At 62.1% G+C, this 19,074-nt stretch carries 13 protein-coding genes and 1 pseudogene; 4 read left to right on the top strand and 10 right to left on the bottom strand.

Annotated elements, in window-relative coordinates; genetic code table 11:
• Positions 1 to 21 precede the first annotated feature (21 nt).
• A complete protein-coding gene (locus V1294_RS36140; RefSeq protein ID WP_334503991.1) occupies positions 22 to 1,041 on the bottom strand; it encodes a KpsF/GutQ family sugar-phosphate isomerase in 1,020 nt (339 codons plus the stop codon).
• A 194-nt stretch (positions 1,042 to 1,235) separates the two neighbouring features.
• Between V1294_RS36140 and V1294_RS36135 the strand changes: the two genes are divergently transcribed.
• Positions 1,236 to 2,939, top strand: a complete 1,704-nt coding sequence (locus V1294_RS36135; protein WP_334503988.1) for an outer membrane beta-barrel protein — start codon at positions 1,236 to 1,238, stop codon at positions 2,937 to 2,939.
• 58 nt (positions 2,940 to 2,997) lie between these two features.
• On the opposite strand, the gene V1294_RS36130 is transcribed toward V1294_RS36135, so the two are convergent.
• The 6 genes and pseudogenes from V1294_RS36130 to gltB form a co-directional block, all read right to left on the bottom strand.
• Positions 2,998 to 4,860: a caspase family protein gene (locus tag V1294_RS36130; RefSeq protein WP_334503986.1), complete on the bottom strand. Its 1,863-nt coding sequence runs from the start codon at positions 4,858 to 4,860 to the stop codon at positions 2,998 to 3,000.
• Positions 4,861 to 5,487: a hypothetical protein gene (locus V1294_RS36125; protein ID WP_334503985.1), complete on the bottom strand. Its 627-nt coding sequence runs from the start codon at positions 5,485 to 5,487 to the stop codon at positions 4,861 to 4,863. It abuts the gene before it with no gap.
• Positions 5,488 to 5,633: 146 nt separating this feature from the next.
• A pseudogene (gltD, locus tag V1294_RS36120) lies at positions 5,634 to 5,879 on the bottom strand (glutamate synthase); the annotation flags it as partial.
• Between the two features lie 89 nt (positions 5,880 to 5,968).
• Positions 5,969 to 6,349: a BA14K family protein gene (locus tag V1294_RS36115; RefSeq protein WP_334485501.1), complete on the bottom strand. Its 381-nt coding sequence runs from the start codon at positions 6,347 to 6,349 to the stop codon at positions 5,969 to 5,971.
• A 195-nt stretch (positions 6,350 to 6,544) separates the two neighbouring features.
• The gene (locus tag V1294_RS36110) at positions 6,545 to 8,002 is read right to left on the bottom strand and encodes a glutamate synthase subunit beta (RefSeq protein WP_334485499.1); all 1,458 of its coding nucleotides are present in this window, start codon (positions 8,000 to 8,002) and stop codon (positions 6,545 to 6,547) included.
• 144 nt (positions 8,003 to 8,146) lie between these two features.
• Entirely contained in the window at positions 8,147 to 12,895 is a 4,749-nt protein-coding gene (gene gltB / locus V1294_RS36105; protein WP_334485497.1) for a glutamate synthase large subunit, read from the bottom strand.
• Between the two features lie 481 nt (positions 12,896 to 13,376).
• On the opposite strand from gltB, the gene V1294_RS36100 reads away from it, so the two are divergent.
• On the top strand, positions 13,377 to 14,054 hold the full coding sequence (locus V1294_RS36100; protein ID WP_334503983.1) for a hypothetical protein: 678 nt from the start codon (positions 13,377 to 13,379) through the stop codon (positions 14,052 to 14,054).
• 597 nt (positions 14,055 to 14,651) lie between these two features.
• Here V1294_RS36100 and V1294_RS36095 read toward each other — a convergent pair.
• From V1294_RS36095 to V1294_RS36085, 3 genes are all read right to left on the bottom strand, one after another.
• Positions 14,652 to 15,806: an IS110 family transposase gene (locus V1294_RS36095; protein ID WP_334495995.1), complete on the bottom strand. Its 1,155-nt coding sequence runs from the start codon at positions 15,804 to 15,806 to the stop codon at positions 14,652 to 14,654.
• A gap of 128 nt (positions 15,807 to 15,934) precedes the next feature.
• Positions 15,935 to 16,708 (bottom strand): alpha/beta fold hydrolase, encoded by a 774-nt coding sequence (locus tag V1294_RS36090; RefSeq protein WP_334503981.1) that lies wholly within the window; start codon positions 16,706 to 16,708, stop codon positions 15,935 to 15,937.
• Between the two features lie 207 nt (positions 16,709 to 16,915).
• Positions 16,916 to 17,383, bottom strand: coding sequence for an Hsp20 family protein (locus V1294_RS36085; protein ID WP_108521067.1), 468 nt, complete (start codon positions 17,381 to 17,383; stop codon positions 16,916 to 16,918).
• A 219-nt stretch (positions 17,384 to 17,602) separates the two neighbouring features.
• Here V1294_RS36085 and V1294_RS36080 point away from each other — a divergent pair, with 219 nt between their 5' ends.
• Complete coding sequence (locus V1294_RS36080; protein WP_334503979.1) at positions 17,603 to 18,550, top strand: alpha/beta hydrolase; 948 nt, start codon at positions 17,603 to 17,605, stop codon at positions 18,548 to 18,550.
• A gap of 76 nt (positions 18,551 to 18,626) precedes the next feature.
• On the top strand, positions 18,627 to 19,037 hold the full coding sequence (locus V1294_RS36075) for a GFA family protein (protein ID WP_334503977.1): 411 nt from the start codon (positions 18,627 to 18,629) through the stop codon (positions 19,035 to 19,037).
• Positions 19,038 to 19,074 lie beyond the last annotated feature (37 nt).

Below are 19,074 nucleotides of genomic sequence, written 5' to 3'. Positions count from 1 at the left end.
CACCCTACGGGACCGTCCGATCTACGCCACGCCTGCGCGCAAAAAATCGTGCAGATGCACGATGCCGACCGGCTTGCCGGCGTCGGTGACGATCAGCGTCGTGATCTTCGAGGAGTTGAGGATCTCCAGCGCCTCGCCGGCCAGCACGTCGCGGTCGATCGTCTTCGGATTTTTCGTCATCACCTCGTCTACGGTGGCCGCCATCAGATCGGGCCCCATGTCCATGTGGCGGCGCAAATCGCCGTCGGTGACGATGCCGACAATATGCCCGCGTGCGTCGATGATGCCGACGCAGCCAAAGCCCTTTGACGTCATCTCGACCAGCGCGTCGGACATTTTGGTGCCCAGCGGCTTCAGCGGCACGGCGTCGCCCGCGTGCATGAGATCGCGGGTATATTTCAGCATTGCACCCAGCTTGCCGCCCGGATGCAGCACGCTGAAATCGACCGACGTAAAGCCGCGGCCTTCCAGCAGCGCGATCGCCAGCGTATCGCCGAGCGCCAGCATCATCAGCGAGGAGGTGGTCGGCGCGAGATTGTGCGGGCAGGCCTCGCGCGCCTTCGGCAGCGTCAGCGCGACGTCGGCCGCCTTGCTGAGCGAGGATTCCCGCTCCGCCGTCATCGCGATCACGGAAATCCGGAACCGCGCGGCGTAGCTGATCAGGTTTTTCATCTCCGGCTGCTCGCCGGACCAGGACAGCGCCAGAATGACGTCCTCGGCCGTGATCATGCCGAGGTCGCCATGGCTGGCTTCGGCGGCATGAACGAAGAACGCCGGCGTGCCGGTGGAGGCAAAGGTCGCGGCGATCTTGCGGCCGATATGGCCGGACTTGCCCAGGCCAGTGACGATCAGCCGTCCCTTGGCGTTCCGGATCAGGTCGGCGGCGGCAGTGAAGGGCGCACGGAGATCGGACTGCAGCGCCGCCGACAGCGCGGCGATCCCGCCGGCCTCGGCGTCTAGCGTGCGCAGGGCCGATTGGACGGCAGCATCAGCGGGATCGGTGCCAGATGATTTTGCCATCAGCGGGTTCGGATTGGCCATATCTGTTTCCAGGGAAGAGGGGCGTTGCCCCCGGGCCTTTCCTTAGCATGACCCGTCCCGCGATGCGACGCGCATAGGGCCGCTCTCAACGGCTCATTAACCATAATTGTTTTAACTCCATTAACGACGTGTTCCGCGAGGGCTCGGCGCGCGTCTATGAAGTATTTGTTTTTGTTGGGGTATTTTTTATCGTGATGGCGGGGCCAGCAGCCGGCCGGAACAGCCGCGCGCGCGTCTTTCGCGCGGTCTTGCCGTGCCTTGCGCTGATCGCTCTCGCGGCAACCGCGGCGCAAGCGCAGGTCGTCACGCCGGACCTGTTCAGCTCAAAGCGCACCAGCCAGGTGACGTCGCCGGATTCGCCGCTGCGCCGGACCGCGGCGGAGGCGAACGATCCGCTCAATAATCCGAAGCTGCAGGAACGTGACAAGCCCGCGCCGTCGCGGATCGGACAGATCCCGAAATACGGCCTGCCGGCCGCCAGCGGCGCCGCCGATTCCGGATACGACTCGCTCAATCGCAAGCGCAAGAAACCGAAATACTATCCCGGGCAGGCGAAGCCGAAGCCGCCGGTCGGTCCCGGCAGCCCGCCGCCGCCTATTGCGTCGAACACGCGGCTGCGGCTCTCGATTCCCCCGTCGGAGTCGGCGCACAAAACGCCGATCCCGCCCGCAATGGCGGGCACTGTGGTAGGACAGCCGCCACGCAAGCGCCTGCGGATCGACGACGATCCGTTCGGCGCGGTCGGCGATTACGCCGGCAGTTTCCTGATCAAATCCGCGGTCGAATTCTCCGGCGGCTACGATACCAATCCCGGCCGGCTCGCCCCGGCGCAAGGCAAGCCGTTCTATGTGATCGCGCCGGAATTCGTTGCGTTCTCCGACTGGGAGCGTCACGCGCTGGTGGCCGATCTGCGCGGCTCCTTCACCGGCTATACCAGCAACCTCATGCCGAACGCCGACGGTACGCCGCTGTCGGCGCCGCTCGATATCGATCGGCCCGGCTTCATCGGCCATGTGGACGGCCGGCTCGATGTCAGCCGCGACACCAGGCTGTTGGCGCAAGGTCGGTTGTTTGTCTCGACCGACAATCCCGGCAGCCCGAACGTTCAGGCGGGCCTCGCCAGATATCCGATCTACACCACGGTCGGCGGCACCCTCGGCGTCGACCAGAGCTTCAACCGGCTGCAGGTTTCCGCCGGCGCCACCGTCGACCGCACCGACTACACCAACTCAAAACTCACCGACGGCACGTCGACCACCAACGACGACCGCAACTTCAGCCAATACGGTGGCGTCGGCCGCGTCAGCTATGATTTGAGGCCTGGCCTGAAGCCGTTCGTGGAAGTGCAGGGCGACAGCCGCGTGCATGACGTCAGGCTCGACCGCGCCGGCTTTGCGCGCGATTCCGCGGGCGGCTACGTCAAGGGCGGCACCAGCTTCGAATTCTCGCGGCTGTTGACCGGTGAGATCGGCGTCGGCTACGCCGCGCGCGATTATGTCGATCCGAGGCTGGACCGCCTGGAAGGCCTGCTCGTCTCGTCCTCGCTGGTCTGGACCGCGACGCCGCTCACGACGGCAAAGTTCTATTCGGACACCACGATCACGGAAACCACGCTGCCCGGCACGTCGGGCGTGCTGACGCACATCTACACCGTCGAAGTCGACCACGATTTCCGCCGCTGGCTGACCGCGATCGGCAAGTTCACCTGGGGGGATCTCGACTATCAGGGCAATCCCAGGCGCGACAAGATCTACGCGGTGTCGGGCGAAGCGATCTACAAGATGAACCGCAATGTCTGGCTCAGGGGCACGCTGCGCCGCGACTGGCTGGATTCGAATTTGCCGGGCAACAGCACGGTGTCGACGGTGATGATGCTGGGGGTGAGGTTGCAGAACTGACTTCTCTCTCGGCCCTCCTCGCGAGCGGGAAGGAGCAAGAGAAACACGCGCCCACTCCTCACTCGTTTAGCTTCACTATGTGCCAAGGAAGCCGATCCCTTAGAGCCAATGCCGCCACTAGAGAGCAGAAATTCTCCTCCCAGGTCATCGCGGACGCAGAAGAATGATACTTAGGAAGAATATCGCTCCGTAGAATGCGGCGGAGGTCAATGCATCGCCAGAAGTCGCGACCGAGAGTCAGTGTATAGTTTGCTCCTTGTAATCCGTCCGCCAGCCCAAATCGATCGAATTTGTCCGGGACGAAATAGTTGATGGTCGTATGGTCAATTTCGATCAACGTAAAATCAATAAATTCATCCAATGAGCCAAGCGCTGCAAAACTGAGGATTACCGTGGTTAGGTCGGAAGGAAAACTGTAAAGGCCTCGAGTGATTGACGGAGAGACTTGATATCGTTCCTTCAACAAGTCGTACTGCCCCTTGGCGTTCAAAGAATAAGCTCCGCATCGGGCAAAATTTTTGTGGAGATCGTGATAGAGGCGTCCCAAGACCTCATCACTGAACTCAGACCAGTGCGTACGGCGGCATACCTCTAAGAACAGCAAATAGCCTGTAGCTTGATCATCAGCTAGTGCCAGGACCGAATTTCCGTAACGGTCGAGCGCTCGTTGTATTACGGTTGAAATGAGCGTTGTGTCGCTCTCTGATATATCTCGCTGACTGAAGAAGAGGAGCGCACATTGTCCGAATACGTCTGATATTCGAATTGGCAATTCATATAAATCAGAAAAACCCTCAACAAGCAGCGCATTTCTATCGGTGCTCAAGGATTCATTGAGTTTATGAAGTGCTTGCCGACTTGCGCTTACGTACCACTCAATCATGCCATCCATTGCGGCCGTTCGTGCGAGTGATGGAGGAAATCCCAAGATTTGCCCAAATAAAACGGCAAGAACGCGGGCCTCTAAGAAAGGATCGTTGGCTCCTGCCAGCTCGATCTTTAGTCCTTCGGCGAGACCGTAGATAAGGGAAGATCGCTGGTCAGGATCAATTTCTGAAAAGACTCCTTCTAGAGTCTTCGAAAGCGCTCTTTCGTTCACCCCGCCTGCTAGCTTAACTACAGCTGATTTGAATTCTGCAGCTCTCTCGCCGGTAGTGATTTTCTGCTTCTGAAGCTGCGAGACGATTGTGTCCGTTGCATAAGCAGGGCCAGAGAAATGCAGGTTTCTAGCAAAGAGATTCGGTCCTTGAAGATTGAGCGTCCAGTAAGAGATGGCTTGATTTCCGAGAGAGGCGTCCGCTTGGATTTGCTGAGCGATCTCCGCTAGACTGAGAAATGGCCTCATCTGTTGTACAAACCGCTCTCCACTTAAGGTCTTGGCAAACTCGAGCGTAAATTTTCCTCCTTCGCTGGACTCGCTGGCTGACTGCTCTGCAGCCGATGATGCAATAAACGAGATACCCATGGTATCAGAATTGCCAACGATGGTGCGCTTCAGTATCGATCCGATGTCGAAGGCGAGACCCGCTGCATTGCATGCGTCAAGAACAAAGTTCGCCTGCTTCGGCCGTGCGCCGGCTGTTGTTCTTAAGATTTCTGGAAAGCCAACGGCTGTAGCAGGAATTCGATCAGGGAGGGTATCGTTAAGAGCTAGGTAGAGAGTCTCGTCGAATACCGTGGCATGCCCTGCAAAGAATAGGGTAAATACGGTGATACTTGAATTGCTATAGAGTAACTCTGAAAGAGCGCTCCGGAATTGCTCGGCGTTCGGAGAGATGAGTAATTTTGATCGCTTTTCATCATACTGATGTTCTTGATCTCCAACTAATGCCGAGAAGACTGATCTAGCATCTTTAACCGCTCCATTTAGCTTCGAAGCGTGCAAATAATCGTCGCATCCGATTGAGAGTAGTACCCGCATCTATTGTCGTCGCCAGCGGAATTTGGAAATGCGTTCTGCCTCCAGCGCAATCGCCTTATTCTCCTTTTCTATTGAGAGCATTTCCACCTTGAGGTGATATTCAGCAGGTTGGCTCTCGAGGGCTTCAAGGAAGTTTTTTTCGGCAGCGGGAACATACATTGTCGGTCGTGTCGCGCGTCCGTGACGATCTACGCCAAACTCGATCTTTTCAAGCATTGCAAGAAACCCAGCCGGAATGTTACCACCATGTTCATTTCGGCTGATCTTGTTTCCAGTGGATCTCGCGGCCTCTTCCGCTGTTTGAAAGAGATGTTCCATCAGCGAGGAGTGGAATTGTTCAACTATCGTCTCTATGTACGATTCGATAATCGCGGTTTCGTGGTTGATGATATCGATGGTATGGAGGGTTGATTCTGCGGCCATGGAGCGCATTTCCGACTCGCCGGCGACTGACGCTTCAAGAGCCCAACGGTTACCGTGTTGATAGCTCTGAACGTTCCGTTCATCGAGCATCCCTGATCTTCGACGGGCAAGGCGATCCCTCATCTGCTCGCGCAGATAATCGTCCAACGAGCCAGCCTCGCGCAGATATCTATAAAAATTAGGCCGCTGCAAAATTTCAGGCATGTGAAGAATTCAAGCTAGATTTCTACGTTGGTAGAATCGTAGCTCAATATACACGAAACCATAGGCCCAGAGACGGGACGCAGCACATTTCGGCTGCCGTCGGGATTCTTGTGCTGGGCGTACAACGGCATTGCAGCGCTTTGTGGTGCGCTGCGAAATTCGAAAAATCGGGCACGGGCGTTACCGCGCTGGTCGAAATCGACGCCGAGCGTCTTCAGCATGCCCTCGTGCACGGGATGCACGAAGCCCATGGCGAGCAGCACGAGCTGCGCGTCGAGTGCGAATTCGGTGCCCGCGATTGGTTTGAACTTGTCGTCGACCCGGACGCAGTGCAGCTTTTGCACCTTGCCGTTCTCGCCGGAGAATTTTTGCGTCAGCACCGCGAATTCACGCTCGCACTTGTGATGGCTTTCGGCGAATGCAAACAAAAACCCCGGCACTTCGGCCGGGGTCCTGAAATATCCTGACAGACAGTCGTCTTCTACGGGCAGGAACGGCGGAGGCCGTCGCGGCCGAGATAGGTCATGCTCTCGGGATCGAACGAACGATAGCGCTGCATGCAATAGCTGACGGCATCGCGCCGCTGCTGCTCGGCGGCGCTCGCCGCAATCGCGCCGCCGATGATGGCCGCGCCGACCCCGATCCCGATTGCTGCGCCGACACCGTCACCTCGACCTCGGCCCCAGCCGCCGCCCCGGCCTCGCCCCCGGCCGCGTTGCGCGAAGGCCGGAGATACGCCCGCTGCAACAAAGGCGCCGGTCGTGGCAATCATGCCGAATGCGTACATGAATAGCAGAGCGCCGGCCGCCAATACGCGTGTGATGCGCTGGCGAACGGAATTGCCCGTTCCCTGAGTTCTCATATTGCCGCCTTTCCCTATGATTCCGGATAGTAATGCGCACCGGAGGAACGGTGAGCGCTGATCCGAACCAGGCGAGGTTGCGGGCAATACGATGAGGTGTCCATACACATCGCGGCATACGTGGGCTGACCCACGCTTCCATCGATCTTCGCCGGGATTCCCGTTCGCCGGGAGTGAGCCCGGCGATGGCGGCCGTTACCGCGGCAGCGTCGTCGTCCCCATCAGATACTGATCGATCGCCCGCGCGCACAGCCGGCCTTCGCGGATCGCCCAAACCACCAGCGACTGGCCGCGGCGCATGTCGCCGGCGGAGAAGACGTTGGGAAGCGAGGTCTGGTAGTCATGGGTGTTGGCGCGGACGTTGCCGCGCTGGTCGAGATCGACGCCGAGGTTCTTCAGCATGCCCTCGTGCACCGGATGCACGAAACCCATGGCGAGCAGCACGAGCTGCGCCTCGAGTTCGAATTCGGTACCGGCGATCGGCTTGAACTTGTCGTCGACCTGCACGCAATGCAGCTTTTGCACCTTGCCGTCGACGCCGGAGAATTTCTGCGTCAGCACCGCGAATTCGCGCTTGGCGCCTTCGGCCTGGCTCGACGAAGTCCGCATCTTCAAGGGCCAGTTCGGCCAGGTCAGGCCCTTGTTCTCGTGCTCGGGCGGCGCCGGCATGATTTCAAGTTGCGTGACGGATTTTGCGCCCTGCCGGAATGAAGTTCCGATGCAGTCCGAACCGGTGTCGCCGCCGCCGATCACGACGACATGCTTGCCTTCGGCGAGAATCTCCTTGGCGTCGCCGAGCGGCTCGGAGGAGACGCGGCGATTTTGTTGCGGCAGGAAATCCATCGCAAAGTGGATGCCGTCGAGGTCGCGGCCGGGGATCGGCAGATCGCGGCCGGCTTCGGCGCCGCCGGTCAATGCCACCGCGTCATACTGGTTGAGCAACTCGCGCGGATCGACAGAGCCCGGCGAAGTGCCGCCGACATGGACGCCGTAATGGAACGTCACGCCCTCGGCTTCCATCTGCGCCACGCGGCGGTCGATGATGTGCTTTTCCATCTTGAAGTCGGGGATGCCATAACGAAGCAAACCGCCGGCCTTGGCGAACTTTTCGTAGACATGGACGTCGTGGCCGGCGCGCGCGAGCTGCTGCGCGGCCGCTAATCCCGCCGGGCCGGAGCCGACGATCGCGACCTTCTTGCCGGTCCTGGCAGGCGCGATCTCCGGCTGCAGCCAGCCATTGTCCCAGGCGCGATCCACAATGGCGCATTCGATGGTCTTGATGGTGACCGGGTTGTCGTCGATGTTGAGCGTGCAGGATGCCTCGCACGGGGCGGGGCAGATGCGGCCGGTGAACTCGGGGAAATTGTTGGTCGAGTGCAGGTTGCGCGAGGCTTCTTCCCAGTTGCCCTGATAGACGAGGTCGTTGAAGTCTGGGATCTGGTTGTTGACCGGGCAGCCCGGCGTACCCGGCGCCACCGAACCGGTGCCGTGGCAATAGGGGATGCCGCAATTCATGCAGCGCGCGGCCTGATCGCGGGTGTCCTTCTCGCTCAGGGGAATGACGAATTCGCGATAATGCTTCAAACGCTCGGCGACCGGTGAGTACTTGCGCTCATTCCGGTCGATCTCGAGAAAACCTGTGATCTTGCCCATTTGAACCTGACGCCCTTGCATCTTCTTGGCCCTATGGTTCGAGACGGCCTCGCGCCTTCTCACCATGAGGAACGTTCAGTCTTTTCTCCTCATCCCGAGCGGCGGCGCGTTGCGCCGCGTCTCGAAGGATGAGGCCTCGATTCCCTAAGCCCCGATTGCGATTTTGGGTTCGGCGTCGGCGTTCGCCTTCAATTCCTTCAGTGCGCGGCGGTACTCCACCGGCATCACCTTGCGGAATTTCAGGAGCCACGTCTTCCAGTCGGCGAGGATCTCGGCCGCTTTCTTCGAGCCGGTCAGCTTGGCGTGGCGCGTGATCAGGATGTGCAGCCGCTCGATATCGGACTCCAGCAGATTGGCGAACACGTCGACCCGGCCATGCGCCTCGAGATCGCCGGAGTGGTTGTAAGTGCCCGCATTGATCAGCTCTTCCGACAATACCGGCTCGAGCTCGACCATCGCGAGGTTGCAGAGCTTTTCGAAGTCGCCGGCCTCGTCCAGCACATAGGCGACGCCGCCCGACATGCCGGCCGCGAAGTTGCGCCCGGTCTTGCCCAGCACCACGACGATGCCGCCGGTCATGTACTCGCAGCAATGATCGCCGGCGCCTTCGACGACCGCGACCGCACCTGAGTTACGCACCGCGAAGCGCTCGCCGGCGATGCCGCGGAAATAGCATTCGCCCTCGATCGCGCCGTACATCACCGTGTTGCCGACGATGATGGACTCTTCCGGCACGATGCCGGAATTCCTCGGCGGCTTGACGATGATGCGGCCGCCGGACAGGCCCTTGCCGACATAGTCGTTGCCTTCGCCTTCGAGATCGAAAGTGACGCCGCGCGCCAGCCACGCGCCGAACGCCTGCCCCGCGGTGCCCTTCAGGCTGACATGGATGCTGTCATGCGGCAGCCCGGCATGGCCGTAGATCTTTGCGACCTGACCCGACAGCATCGCACCCGCCGAGCGGTCGGTGTTGTTGATCTCTTCCTCGATTCTGACCGGCGCGCCGCGGTCGAGCGCGGCCTGCGCCTTCTCGATCAGGCGGCGGTCGAGCACCTTCTCCAGATGATGGTTCTGGGCCTCGGCGTGATAGATCTTCTGGCCCTTTTCTTCCTTCTGGCGGACGAAAAGCTTTGAGAAGTCGAGGCCCTTGGCCTTCCAGTGCGCCACCAGAGTGGATTGGTCGAGCATCTGGGTCTGGCCGACCATCTCGTCGAACTTCCTGTAACCGAGTTGCGCCATGATCTCGCGCACCTCTTCGGCAACGAAGAAGAAGTAGTTGATGACGTGCTCGGGCTGGCCGGTGAAGCGCTTGCGCAGCACCGGATCCTGCGTCGCGACGCCGACCGGGCAGGTGTTGAGGTGGCACTTGCGCATCATGATGCAGCCGGCCGCGATCAGCGGCGCGGTGGCAAAGCCGAACTCGTCGGCGCCCAGGAGCGCACCGATCACGACGTCGCGCCCGGTGCGGAAGCCGCCGTCGACCTGGACCACGATGCGGCTGCGCAGCCGCTCGCGCACCAGCGTCTGATGGGTTTCGGCAAGGCCGATTTCCCACGGGCTACCTGCGTGCTTGATCGAGGTGAGGGGGGAGGCGCCGGTGCCGCCCTCGAAGCCTGCGATGGTGACGTGGTCGGCGCGCGCTTTCGCAACGCCCGCGGCCACCGTGCCGACGCCGATTTCGGAAACCAGCTTGACCGAGACCTGGCCGTCCGGATTGACGTTCTTGAGGTCGTAGATCAGCTGCGCCAGATCCTCGATCGAATAGATGTCGTGATGCGGCGGCGGCGAAATGAGACCGACGCCGGGCGTCGAATGCCGCACGCGCGCAATGGTCGCGTCGACCTTGTGGCCGGGCAACTGGCCGCCTTCGCCGGGCTTGGCACCCTGCGCCATCTTGATCTGCATCATGTCGGAGTTGACGAGATATTCCGTCGTCACGCCGAAACGGCCCGAGGCGACCTGCTTGATCGCCGAACGCATGCTGTCGCCGTTCGGCAGCGGCTTGAAGCGATCGGCCTCTTCGCCGCCTTCGCCGGTGTTCGACTTGCCGCCGATCCGGTTCATAGCGATCGCGAGCGTGGTGTGCGCCTCGCGCGAGATCGAGCCGAAGCTCATCGCACCGGTGGCGAAACGCTTGACGATCTCGGCGGCCGGCTCGACTTGGTCGAGCTTCACCGGCTTGCGCTTCTCGTCCTCGGCGGTCTTGATCCGGAACAGGCCGCGCAGCGTCAAGAGCCGCTCGGACTGCTCGTTGAGGATTTTTGCGAACGCGCGGTAACGCTCCTGCGAATTGCCGCGCACGGCATGCTGCAGCGTCGAGACGGATTCGGCCGTCCATGCATGTTCCTCGCCGCGGGTGCGGTAAGCGTACTCGCCGCCGACGTCGAGCGCAGTCTTGTAGACCTGCGCATCGCCGAACGCGTCCGTATGGCGGCGCGCGGTTTCCTCGGCGATCTCGGCAAGCCCCACGCCTTCGATGCGGGTATGGGTGCCGGCGAAATACTTCGCGACGAAATCGGCCTTCAGCCCGACGGCGTCAAAAATCTGCGCGCCGCAATAGGACTGGTAGGTCGAGATGCCCATCTTGGACATCACCTTCAAGAGGCCCTTGCCGATCGACTTGATGTAGCGCTTGACGATCTCATAGTCGTCGAGCGCGCCCGGCAGGCGGTCCTTCATCGCGATGATGGTCTCGAACGCCAGATACGGGTTGATCGCCTCGGCGCCGTAACCGGCCAGGCACGCAAAATGATGCACTTCGCGCGGTTCGCCGGACTCGACGACGATCCCGACCGAGGTGCGCAATCCCGTGCGGATCAGATGATGATGCACAGCGGCGCAGGCCAGCAGCGAGGGAATCGGAATCCGGTCCGAGCCGGCCATGCGGTCCGACAGGATGATGATGTTGACGCCTTCGCGCACCGCGCCCTCGGCGCGCGCGCACAATTCGTCAAGCACCTGCTCCATCCCCGCCGCGCCGAAGCCGGCGTGGAAGGTGGTGTCGAGCGTGCGCGACTTGAAATGGGTGTCCGCGACATCGGAGATCGAGCGGATCTTTTCCAGGTCCGCATCCGTCAGAATCGGCTGGCGCACTTCGAGCCGCTTGGTCGAGGCCATGCCCTGCAGGTCGAACAGGTTCGGCCGCGGCCCGATGATCGAGACGAGGCTCATGACGAGCTCCTCGCGGATCGGATCGATCGGCGGGTTGGTGACCTGCGCGAAGTTCTGCTTGAAGTAGGTGAAGAGCGGCTTCGGCCGGTCCGACAGCGCCGAGATCGGGGTGTCGTTGCCCATCGAGCCCGCGGCTTCTTCGCCGGTGGCCGCCATCGGCGTCATCAGGATGGTGACGTCTTCCTGCGAATAGCCGAACGCCTGCTGCCGGTCGAGCAGCGGCAGGTTCGAGCGGATGCCCTTGGTGGGCGCGTCGGGCAGTTCCTCCAGCACGAGCTGGGTGCGATGCAGCCAGTCGCTGTAGGGATGGCTCTTGGCCAGCGTCGCCTTGATCTCGTCGTCGGGAATGAGACGTCCCTGTTCGAGGTCGACCAGCAGCATCTTGCCGGGCTGCAGCCGCCACTTGGTGACGATCTGGTCCTCGGGGATCTTCAGCACGCCCATTTCGGACGCCATCACGATGCGGTCGTCCTTGGTGACGAGATAGCGCGCCGGGCGCAGCCCGTTGCGGTCTAGTGTTGCGCCGATCTGGCGGCCGTCGGTAAAGGCGATCGCGGCGGGGCCGTCCCACGGCTCCATCAGGGCGGCGTGATATTCGTAGAAGGCGCGGCGCTGCTCATCCATCAACGGATTGCCGGCCCACGCTTCCGGTATCATCATCATCACCGCGTGCGGCAGCGAGTAGCCGCCCTGCACCAGGAATTCGAGCGCGTTGTCGAAGCAGGCGGTGTCGCTCTGGCCTTCATAGGAGATCGGCCAGAGCCGGCTGATGTCCTTGCCGTAGAGCTCCGAATGCACGGAAGCCTGGCGCGCCGCCATCCAGTTGACGTTGCCGCGCAGCGTGTTGATTTCGCCGTTATGGGCGATCATCCGGTATGGATGCGCCAGGGACCAGGTCGGGAAGGTGTTGGTCGAGAAGCGCTGATGCACCAGCGCCAGCGCGCTTTCGAAATCTTCTTCATGCAGGTCGGGATAGTACTTGCCGAGCTGGTCGGCGAGGAACATGCCCTTGTAGATCACGGTGCGGCACGACAGCGAGACCGGATAATAGCCGGCCATGCCGCGGTCGCGGCGCTGATAGATCGCCTGCGAGATCGACTTGCGCAGGATGTAGAGCCTGCGCTCGAACTCTTCCTCGGTCTTCGCCGTGCCGTTGCGGCCGATGAACACCTGCATATGATAGGGCTCGGTCGGCTTGACGGTTACGCCGAGCGAGGCGTTGTCGGACGGCACGTCGCGCCAGCCGAGCAAAACCAGGCCTTCTTCCTTGATCTGTTCGGCGATGATGCTCTGGATCACCTTTCGCCATGCCGTCTCCTTTGGCATGAACAGCGCGCCGATCGCGTATTGGCCGGGCTCCGGCAGCTTGAAGCCGAGCGCTGCGGTCTTGCGGGCGAAGAACGCATGCGGGATCTGCACGAGAATGCCGGCGCCGTCGCCGGCGCGCGGATCGGCGCCGACTGCGCCGCGATGCTCGAGGTTGCAGAGAATGCTGATCGCGTCGGAGACGATCTGGTGTGACTTCTTGCCCTTGATGTTGGCGATGAAGCCGACGCCGCAGGAATCCTTTTCCATGCCGAGGTCGTAGAGTCCCACGGCTGGCGGACGCCAGTCATGTTCGCGCTGAACATCTTCAAGCAAAGTGTCGGCCGGTTTCGAAACCGCGGTCGCCGACAGTGCTTCTGCCACGATGTTTTCGCGCTCGAATTCCGACCCGCTCATCTTATTCCTCTCAAAAAAGGCTAAGGGCCTCACCGCATCGTCGGCGCACCTTGGACGCTTGCGGCACCCACCGGGCCACCGCTCGTCCTCCGCGAGCCGCAATTTCTTAAATTCAGGCTTGGGCGTTCAACGTCCCTGAGGAACGGCCTTGCCTGCACTGCCCTGGAGCTCGTGGCGCCACGGTTTCGTTGCAATCCCTGTGCCGGGACCGCCCCGCAATTGAGACAGTGATGCTGTCCTAACTTCGACCATGCCAAATTTTTGTCTATCACACAAGCACGTGAAAGTCCTCGCCCGCGTGCGAATCGGCGCTTGGCGGCCGGGAAAAAACCGCCAGCGGGCGTTTGCGGCAACGGTGCCCCGATCCGGCCCAAGGACCGCCGGATTTCGCCATGAAATTCCAGTCTGGGCCGGCAGGCGTGAGCGCAGAAGTGCTCCCGCTCAGGCCCGGCGGCTGCGGGGCTTACAGGAGCTTTCGGTGATGAAGTTGTTCACGGGATCTTTGGCGGCGGGACTGGTCCTTCTGGCGGGCAGCGCGCAGGCGCAGGTGCCCGGGCGTTACACTGCGGCATCGGATTTCGACGCCCCCTATGCGGTGGCACCGCGCCCGGTTCCCGGGCCGCAATACGGATACGGCCCCGGCCCGGGCCTGTTGCCGTCGACAGAAGTCTATTCCGTGCTGCGCGACAACGGATTCTTGCCGCTCGGCATCCCCAGGCTCCGCGGCTTCGTCTACACGATTGCGGCGATCGACCGCGGCGGTGAAGGCGGCCGGCTGGTAATCGACGCGCGCAATGGCCGGATCATCCGCTTCGTGCCGGCCCGCGGGATGGGCGACAATTACGACGAAGACCAGAGCGCTCTCGGCGGACCCTCCGCCGCTCCGCCGCCACAGGCCGAAGCGCCGGCCCATGTTCAGGCGGCGGCGCCGCCATCACGGCCAGTCCCTCGCGTTGCGAGCCGCACCGTGCCGGTGCCGAAGGCAAAGCCGCTGGCCGCCAAACCCGCTGCCGCACCGATCAAACAGGCAGCAGTGCCGGCCCCGAAGCCGGCCGAGGTGCCGGCAGCCGCTCCGGTGACAACCGGCTCGGCTGCAGAAAAGCCCGCTCCGCAGATTGCGCCGACCCAAGACATGCCGACGGTGCAGGGGCTGGAATGAATGCGTAGCCCGGAGGAGCCAACGGGTCGCGCGAACGCGCGCCCGATGACAGGCTCCGCGCAATCCGGGGACCTTGCGAGCGGATAGAGTTATCCCGGATTGCGCTGCGCTCCATCCGGGCTTGTATGGGGTTGTGGTTGTCAAGGGGAATGATTGATCAGGGCATGTGTTGCTCCCGGTCGTTGTCGTGGAGCGCGCTGCGCTCGCAGTGGCTGTTTCGTTCCGATGGTTGATCGCTGCGCCAGGCGCGGCCGCGGTCAAGGTTGGCCGCAGGCCACCGCCGGAGGCGGCGCGTAGCGACCTTGACGGCGGCAAGGCTGGCGCGAAGCTTTCGGATCGGAACGTTTTGGTGCGCGCGGTGAGCGGGTTGACGCGACATCCTGGACTGGGCCGTGACGTTGTTATGCGGCAGACACCGCATCAACTTGTATCCGGTCGGGTGTGGTGACCCGGACCCTGATCTTTCATGCACGGGTGAAGGTAAGGCCCAGAAGAGACGGGACCCATCTACGAAAGCGGAATCCGAAGACCCAAACCCGGGTTCGGTCACACGTCTGTCCTGGGTCACGTCGGCCGTCATTGGCGCACCGGCGTTCGTTAGAGGCTTGGGCGCAGCGCCGCGCCGGTTGGCACGAGGCCGGTTTCCAGATAGCGCCACAGTGCCACCATCAGCTTGCGCGCCAGCGCTACGATGGCGATCTTGCGGATGCGGCCCTTGAGGTTGCCAACCCGCGCGCGGAACCAGCGGCTCAGCTCGCTGTCGGGCTGATGGCTCAGCCACAGCCAGGCGAGCTCGATTGCGGTCGTTCGCGCCCGGCGATTGCCCGCCTTGCTGATGCCCTGTTGTCGACGGCGGGCGCCGCTGTCGTAGGGCATGTCGGTCAGTCCGACGCAACTGCCGACCTGACGCCGGTTCTTAAAGTCACGGTAGAAGACCTCGTTGGCCAGGAGCTGGGCGATGTGCGGGCCGATCGCCTTGAGTTGGGCAAGCTGAACCGCCTTCGCCTCGACCGAGTCCTTTGCCGGTGCCCGATGCGCGGCCGCATTCGCCGCCTCGAGCGCCCTGATCTGCGTGTGCACCAATACCAGCCGCTCATGCTCGCGGCGGATCTCATCCTTCAGCCGTGGCGGCAGAACGCGCCCATCGCCGGTACGCATCTCGTCCAGACCCGACAAGAAGCCCGGCTTCAGGGGCATGACATCGCGGATGCCCTGGCCATGCAGCAGCCCCTTGATCCGGTTGCTGTGTCCGGTGCGCTCCTTCAGCAGCCGCTCGCGCTCGCGCGTACGCCGTTTGCGATCCTCATCCTCAGGCGTGGGAACCCGAACCATGCTGCAAACCCGCGGTTCGCCCCGCAGGTACGCCAGAAACGAGCGCATCAACTGCGCCAGGTCGATCCGATCGGTCTTGGCACGCCGGGCCCGCCGGTTCACCTCGATGCTCGACGCATCGATCTCGTAATTGAGTACCTCGTTGTCGGCCAGCCAGCGGTGCAGCCAATGACCGTCGAGACCCGCTTCATAGCAGGACAGAATACGAACCGGCTTCCCCGCCTGCGCCGCTTTCGCCCGAGCCTTGACCAGCAAACCCGACAGCGCCGCCAGGTCGCCCCCATCAATCCGGTAACGGCTCATCTTCTCGCCGCCAGGCATCATTATGCCCAGCTGCCATTTCGCCTTGCTCAGTTCGAAAGCAATGTAAACCGTGCCATACTCGCAGCCGGCGGGTGTGTCAGTGTGATCAGTGCGCATCGTTGATCCTCCGGGTGGTTGGGTGCTCGCAAACTCAGCTTACCCCTGACCACCTGCCACCCCATAGGATCTACGAACCTACCAACCAAAAACGCCCCGGTTTTCCGGGGCGTTTTCATTGTGCCGGGTTATTCGCGCTGGCCTGCGGCGGCCAGGATCAGGTCGGCGACCTTGTCCGGCTGCGACACCAGCGACAGATGGCCGGCGTCCAGTTCGACCGTCGTCGCGTTCATGCGCTTGGCGAGAAACCGCTCAAGGTCGGGATTGATGGTGTAGTCCTGCTTCGACACTGCGTACCAACTCGGCTTGCTGCGCCAGGCGGCAGCGGTAGTGCGGCCGGCGAAAATGGAAGCCGCGGTCGGCCACTGCACGGCGTAGAGGACTTTCGCGGTCGTCGGGTCGACCCCGTTGGCAAAATATTTCAGGAAGGCGTCCTCGGATAATTTGGTGAAGCCGTCATGCTCCTGCACGCCGGCTCGCGCGGGGCCTGCCGGAAACTTCTGCGAAAGGGCGACGAAATCCTCGCCGGCATCGGGCGCGCGCGCTGCGACATACACTAGCCCGGTGACCTTCGGATCGGTGCCTACTTCGCTGATCACGGTGCCACCCCAGGAATGCGCCACCAAAACCGTCGGGCCGTCCTGTTGCGCCAAAACGCGGCGTGTCTCGGCAACGGAATCTGCCAGCGAGGTCAGTGGATTCTGTACGGCAGTGACGTGAAGGCCCGCCGCCTGAAGCTTTGGAATCACCTGCGCCCAGCTCGATCCGTCGGCCCACGCGCCGTGTACCAGCACGACATTCTTCGCCTTGAGCGGGCCTGCGGCGAGCGCCGGCGCGGCTTGCACGCCGAGCGATCCCGCGAGGACGCCGGCCACGATTGTCAGTGTTCGTAAAATGCTCATCGGTCTGCTCCATGATCGGCTTGATAAGCGGCTCACCCGCTCCAGTTCGAAATTCGAGGAGAGCGGCGGCATCGTTACACAACCTCACGGCGACGTGACTGAGCACAACGCTGCAAAATTGCAGATCAGGATTGCGCAAAAAAAACGCCCCGGTTTTCCCGGGGCGTTTTCGCATTCAGCCAATATCGGCCGAAGACTTGACCTGCGTTACGCGGCGACCGAAGCGTCGACCACCTGCGGGGCCTTCGCACCGGAATTAATCGGAATGCTGCGCGGCTTCTTGGCCTCGGGGATCTCGCGGACGAGATCGACGTGGAGCAGGCCGTTCTCGAGCGAGGCGTCCTTCACCTGCACGAAATCGGCAAGCTGGAAGATGCGCTCGAAGGCGCGCGCCGCAATGCCGCGGTAGAGCACCTCGGAATTGTCCTTGCCGTTCTCGTTGGCTGACTTCTCGCCCTTGATCGTCAGCGTGTTTTCCTTCGCGACGATCGAAAGCTCGCCTTGCGAGAAGCCGGAGACCGCAACGCTGATGCGGTAGGCGTTCTCACCGGTGCGCTCGATATTGTAGGGGGGATAACCGGGGCTGCCGTCTGATGTCGCCTGATCGAGCAGGTTGAAGAAGCGGTCGAAGCCGACGGTGGAACGATAAAACGGGGTGAGATCGTAGGTACGCATGGTAGTCCTCCATTGAGCGACTGTTTCAGTTACCCGCCCGCCATCGGGCCGGGCTTTCGCACATGTGCAGCCTTCATGTTTCGGTTCCGAAACACTGGTAGCGGCCTGCACAGAAATGATATGGGAGGGGTGAAATGGCGTTCAAGAGGGGCCAAACGGGCCCTTTTCGACGCTCCCACCCTTGAATTCCAGCCCTTTTCACCTGGCCGGTTCCTCCTCATGACGCTCGTCTCTATCCCCGCCAATCCGGTTCCGGAGGACGTCGTCTCAGGCACCATCAAGACGCCCGACGGCGCGGAATTGCGGTTCGCGCGCTGGGCGCCGCCGGCGGGACGCAAGGGCACGGTCTGCGTCTTCACCGGGCGCAGCGAGCCGATCGAAAAGTACTTCGAGACGGTGCGGGACTTGCGCGATCGCGGTTTTGCGGTGGCGATGATCGACTGGCGCGGCCAGGGGCATTCCTCGCGCCGCCTGCGCGATCCGCGCAAGGGCTATGTCCGCGACTTCTCCGATTTCGAAATCGACGTCGAAACCTTCGTGCAGCAGGTGGTGCTGCCGGATTGCCCGCCGCCCTATTTCGCGCTGGCGCATTCGATGGGCGGGGCGGTCATGCTGCGGGTGGCGCGTGCGGGAAAGCGCTGGTTCGACCGCATGGTGCTGACGGCGCCGATGATCGACCTGCCGGGGCGCAGGACGGCGCTTCCGTCGCGGGCGTTGCTGCGGGTCATGCGGCTGATGGGGCAGGGCGGCCGCTACGTGCCCGGCGGCAGCGACGCGCTGACCGGAACGGAATCCTTCATCAACAACCCCTTCACCAGCGATCCCGTGCGTTACGCCCGCAACGCCGCGATCCTGGAAGAAGACCCGACGCTGGGCATCGGCTCGCCGACGGTGGCTTGGGCCGATACCGCGTTCAGGGCGATGAATACCTTTCGTGGCATGAACTACCCGTCCGAAATCCGCCAGCCGATCCTGATGCTGGCCGCCAGCAACGACACCATTGTTTCCACGGCCGCGATCGAGGAATTCGCCTACCATCTGCGCGCCGGCTCGCATCTGGTGATCGCGGGCTCCAGGCACGAGATCCTGCAGGAGCAGGATCGCTACCGCTCGCAATTCTGGGCGGCGTTCGACGCCTTCGTGCCGGGCACGCCGCTGTTCAAGTAGTTGCTTGCCGTGATTTGATCCGGTTCAATCGGACGCGAACCGCGCTGGCGGTACTTCGGGTCTGGAGAATGCCGTCATGATTCGTGGAAGCTGCCTGTGCGGTGCCGTCAGGTTTGAAGTCGATGAGGTACGCTCGATCACACACTGCCATTGTGCCAATTGCCGCAAGCTTACCGGCGCGGCATTCGCAACATACGCTCACGTCGAAGTTGACAAGTTCCGATTTTCGGCAGGCGAGGACATGACCGTGCGCTATGAATCCGCGCCCGGCAGTTTCCGCTATCGTTGCAAGATCTGCGGCTGTCTGACTCCAGGCAAGGCAAGTTATCTGGAGACGGTCAGTATCCCCGCCGGTCTGTTCGACGATGATCCCAAGGTTCGGCCGCGCCTGCACGTATTTACGTCGTCGCGCGCGCCCTGGTGGACGATTCAGGACGACTTGCCCCAGCACGAAAAATGGGTTCCGGGCTATGGGCCGAAGCCGTAGCGAATGCGTGGTCGGACGCACCAGCCTTCGGCAGTTA

It is taken from the genome of Bradyrhizobium sp. AZCC 1678 (genome assembly GCF_036924765.1).
GTDB lineage: Bacteria > Pseudomonadota > Alphaproteobacteria > Rhizobiales > Xanthobacteraceae > Bradyrhizobium > Bradyrhizobium algeriense.
This window is presented reverse-complemented; position numbering and strand designations above follow the sequence as displayed.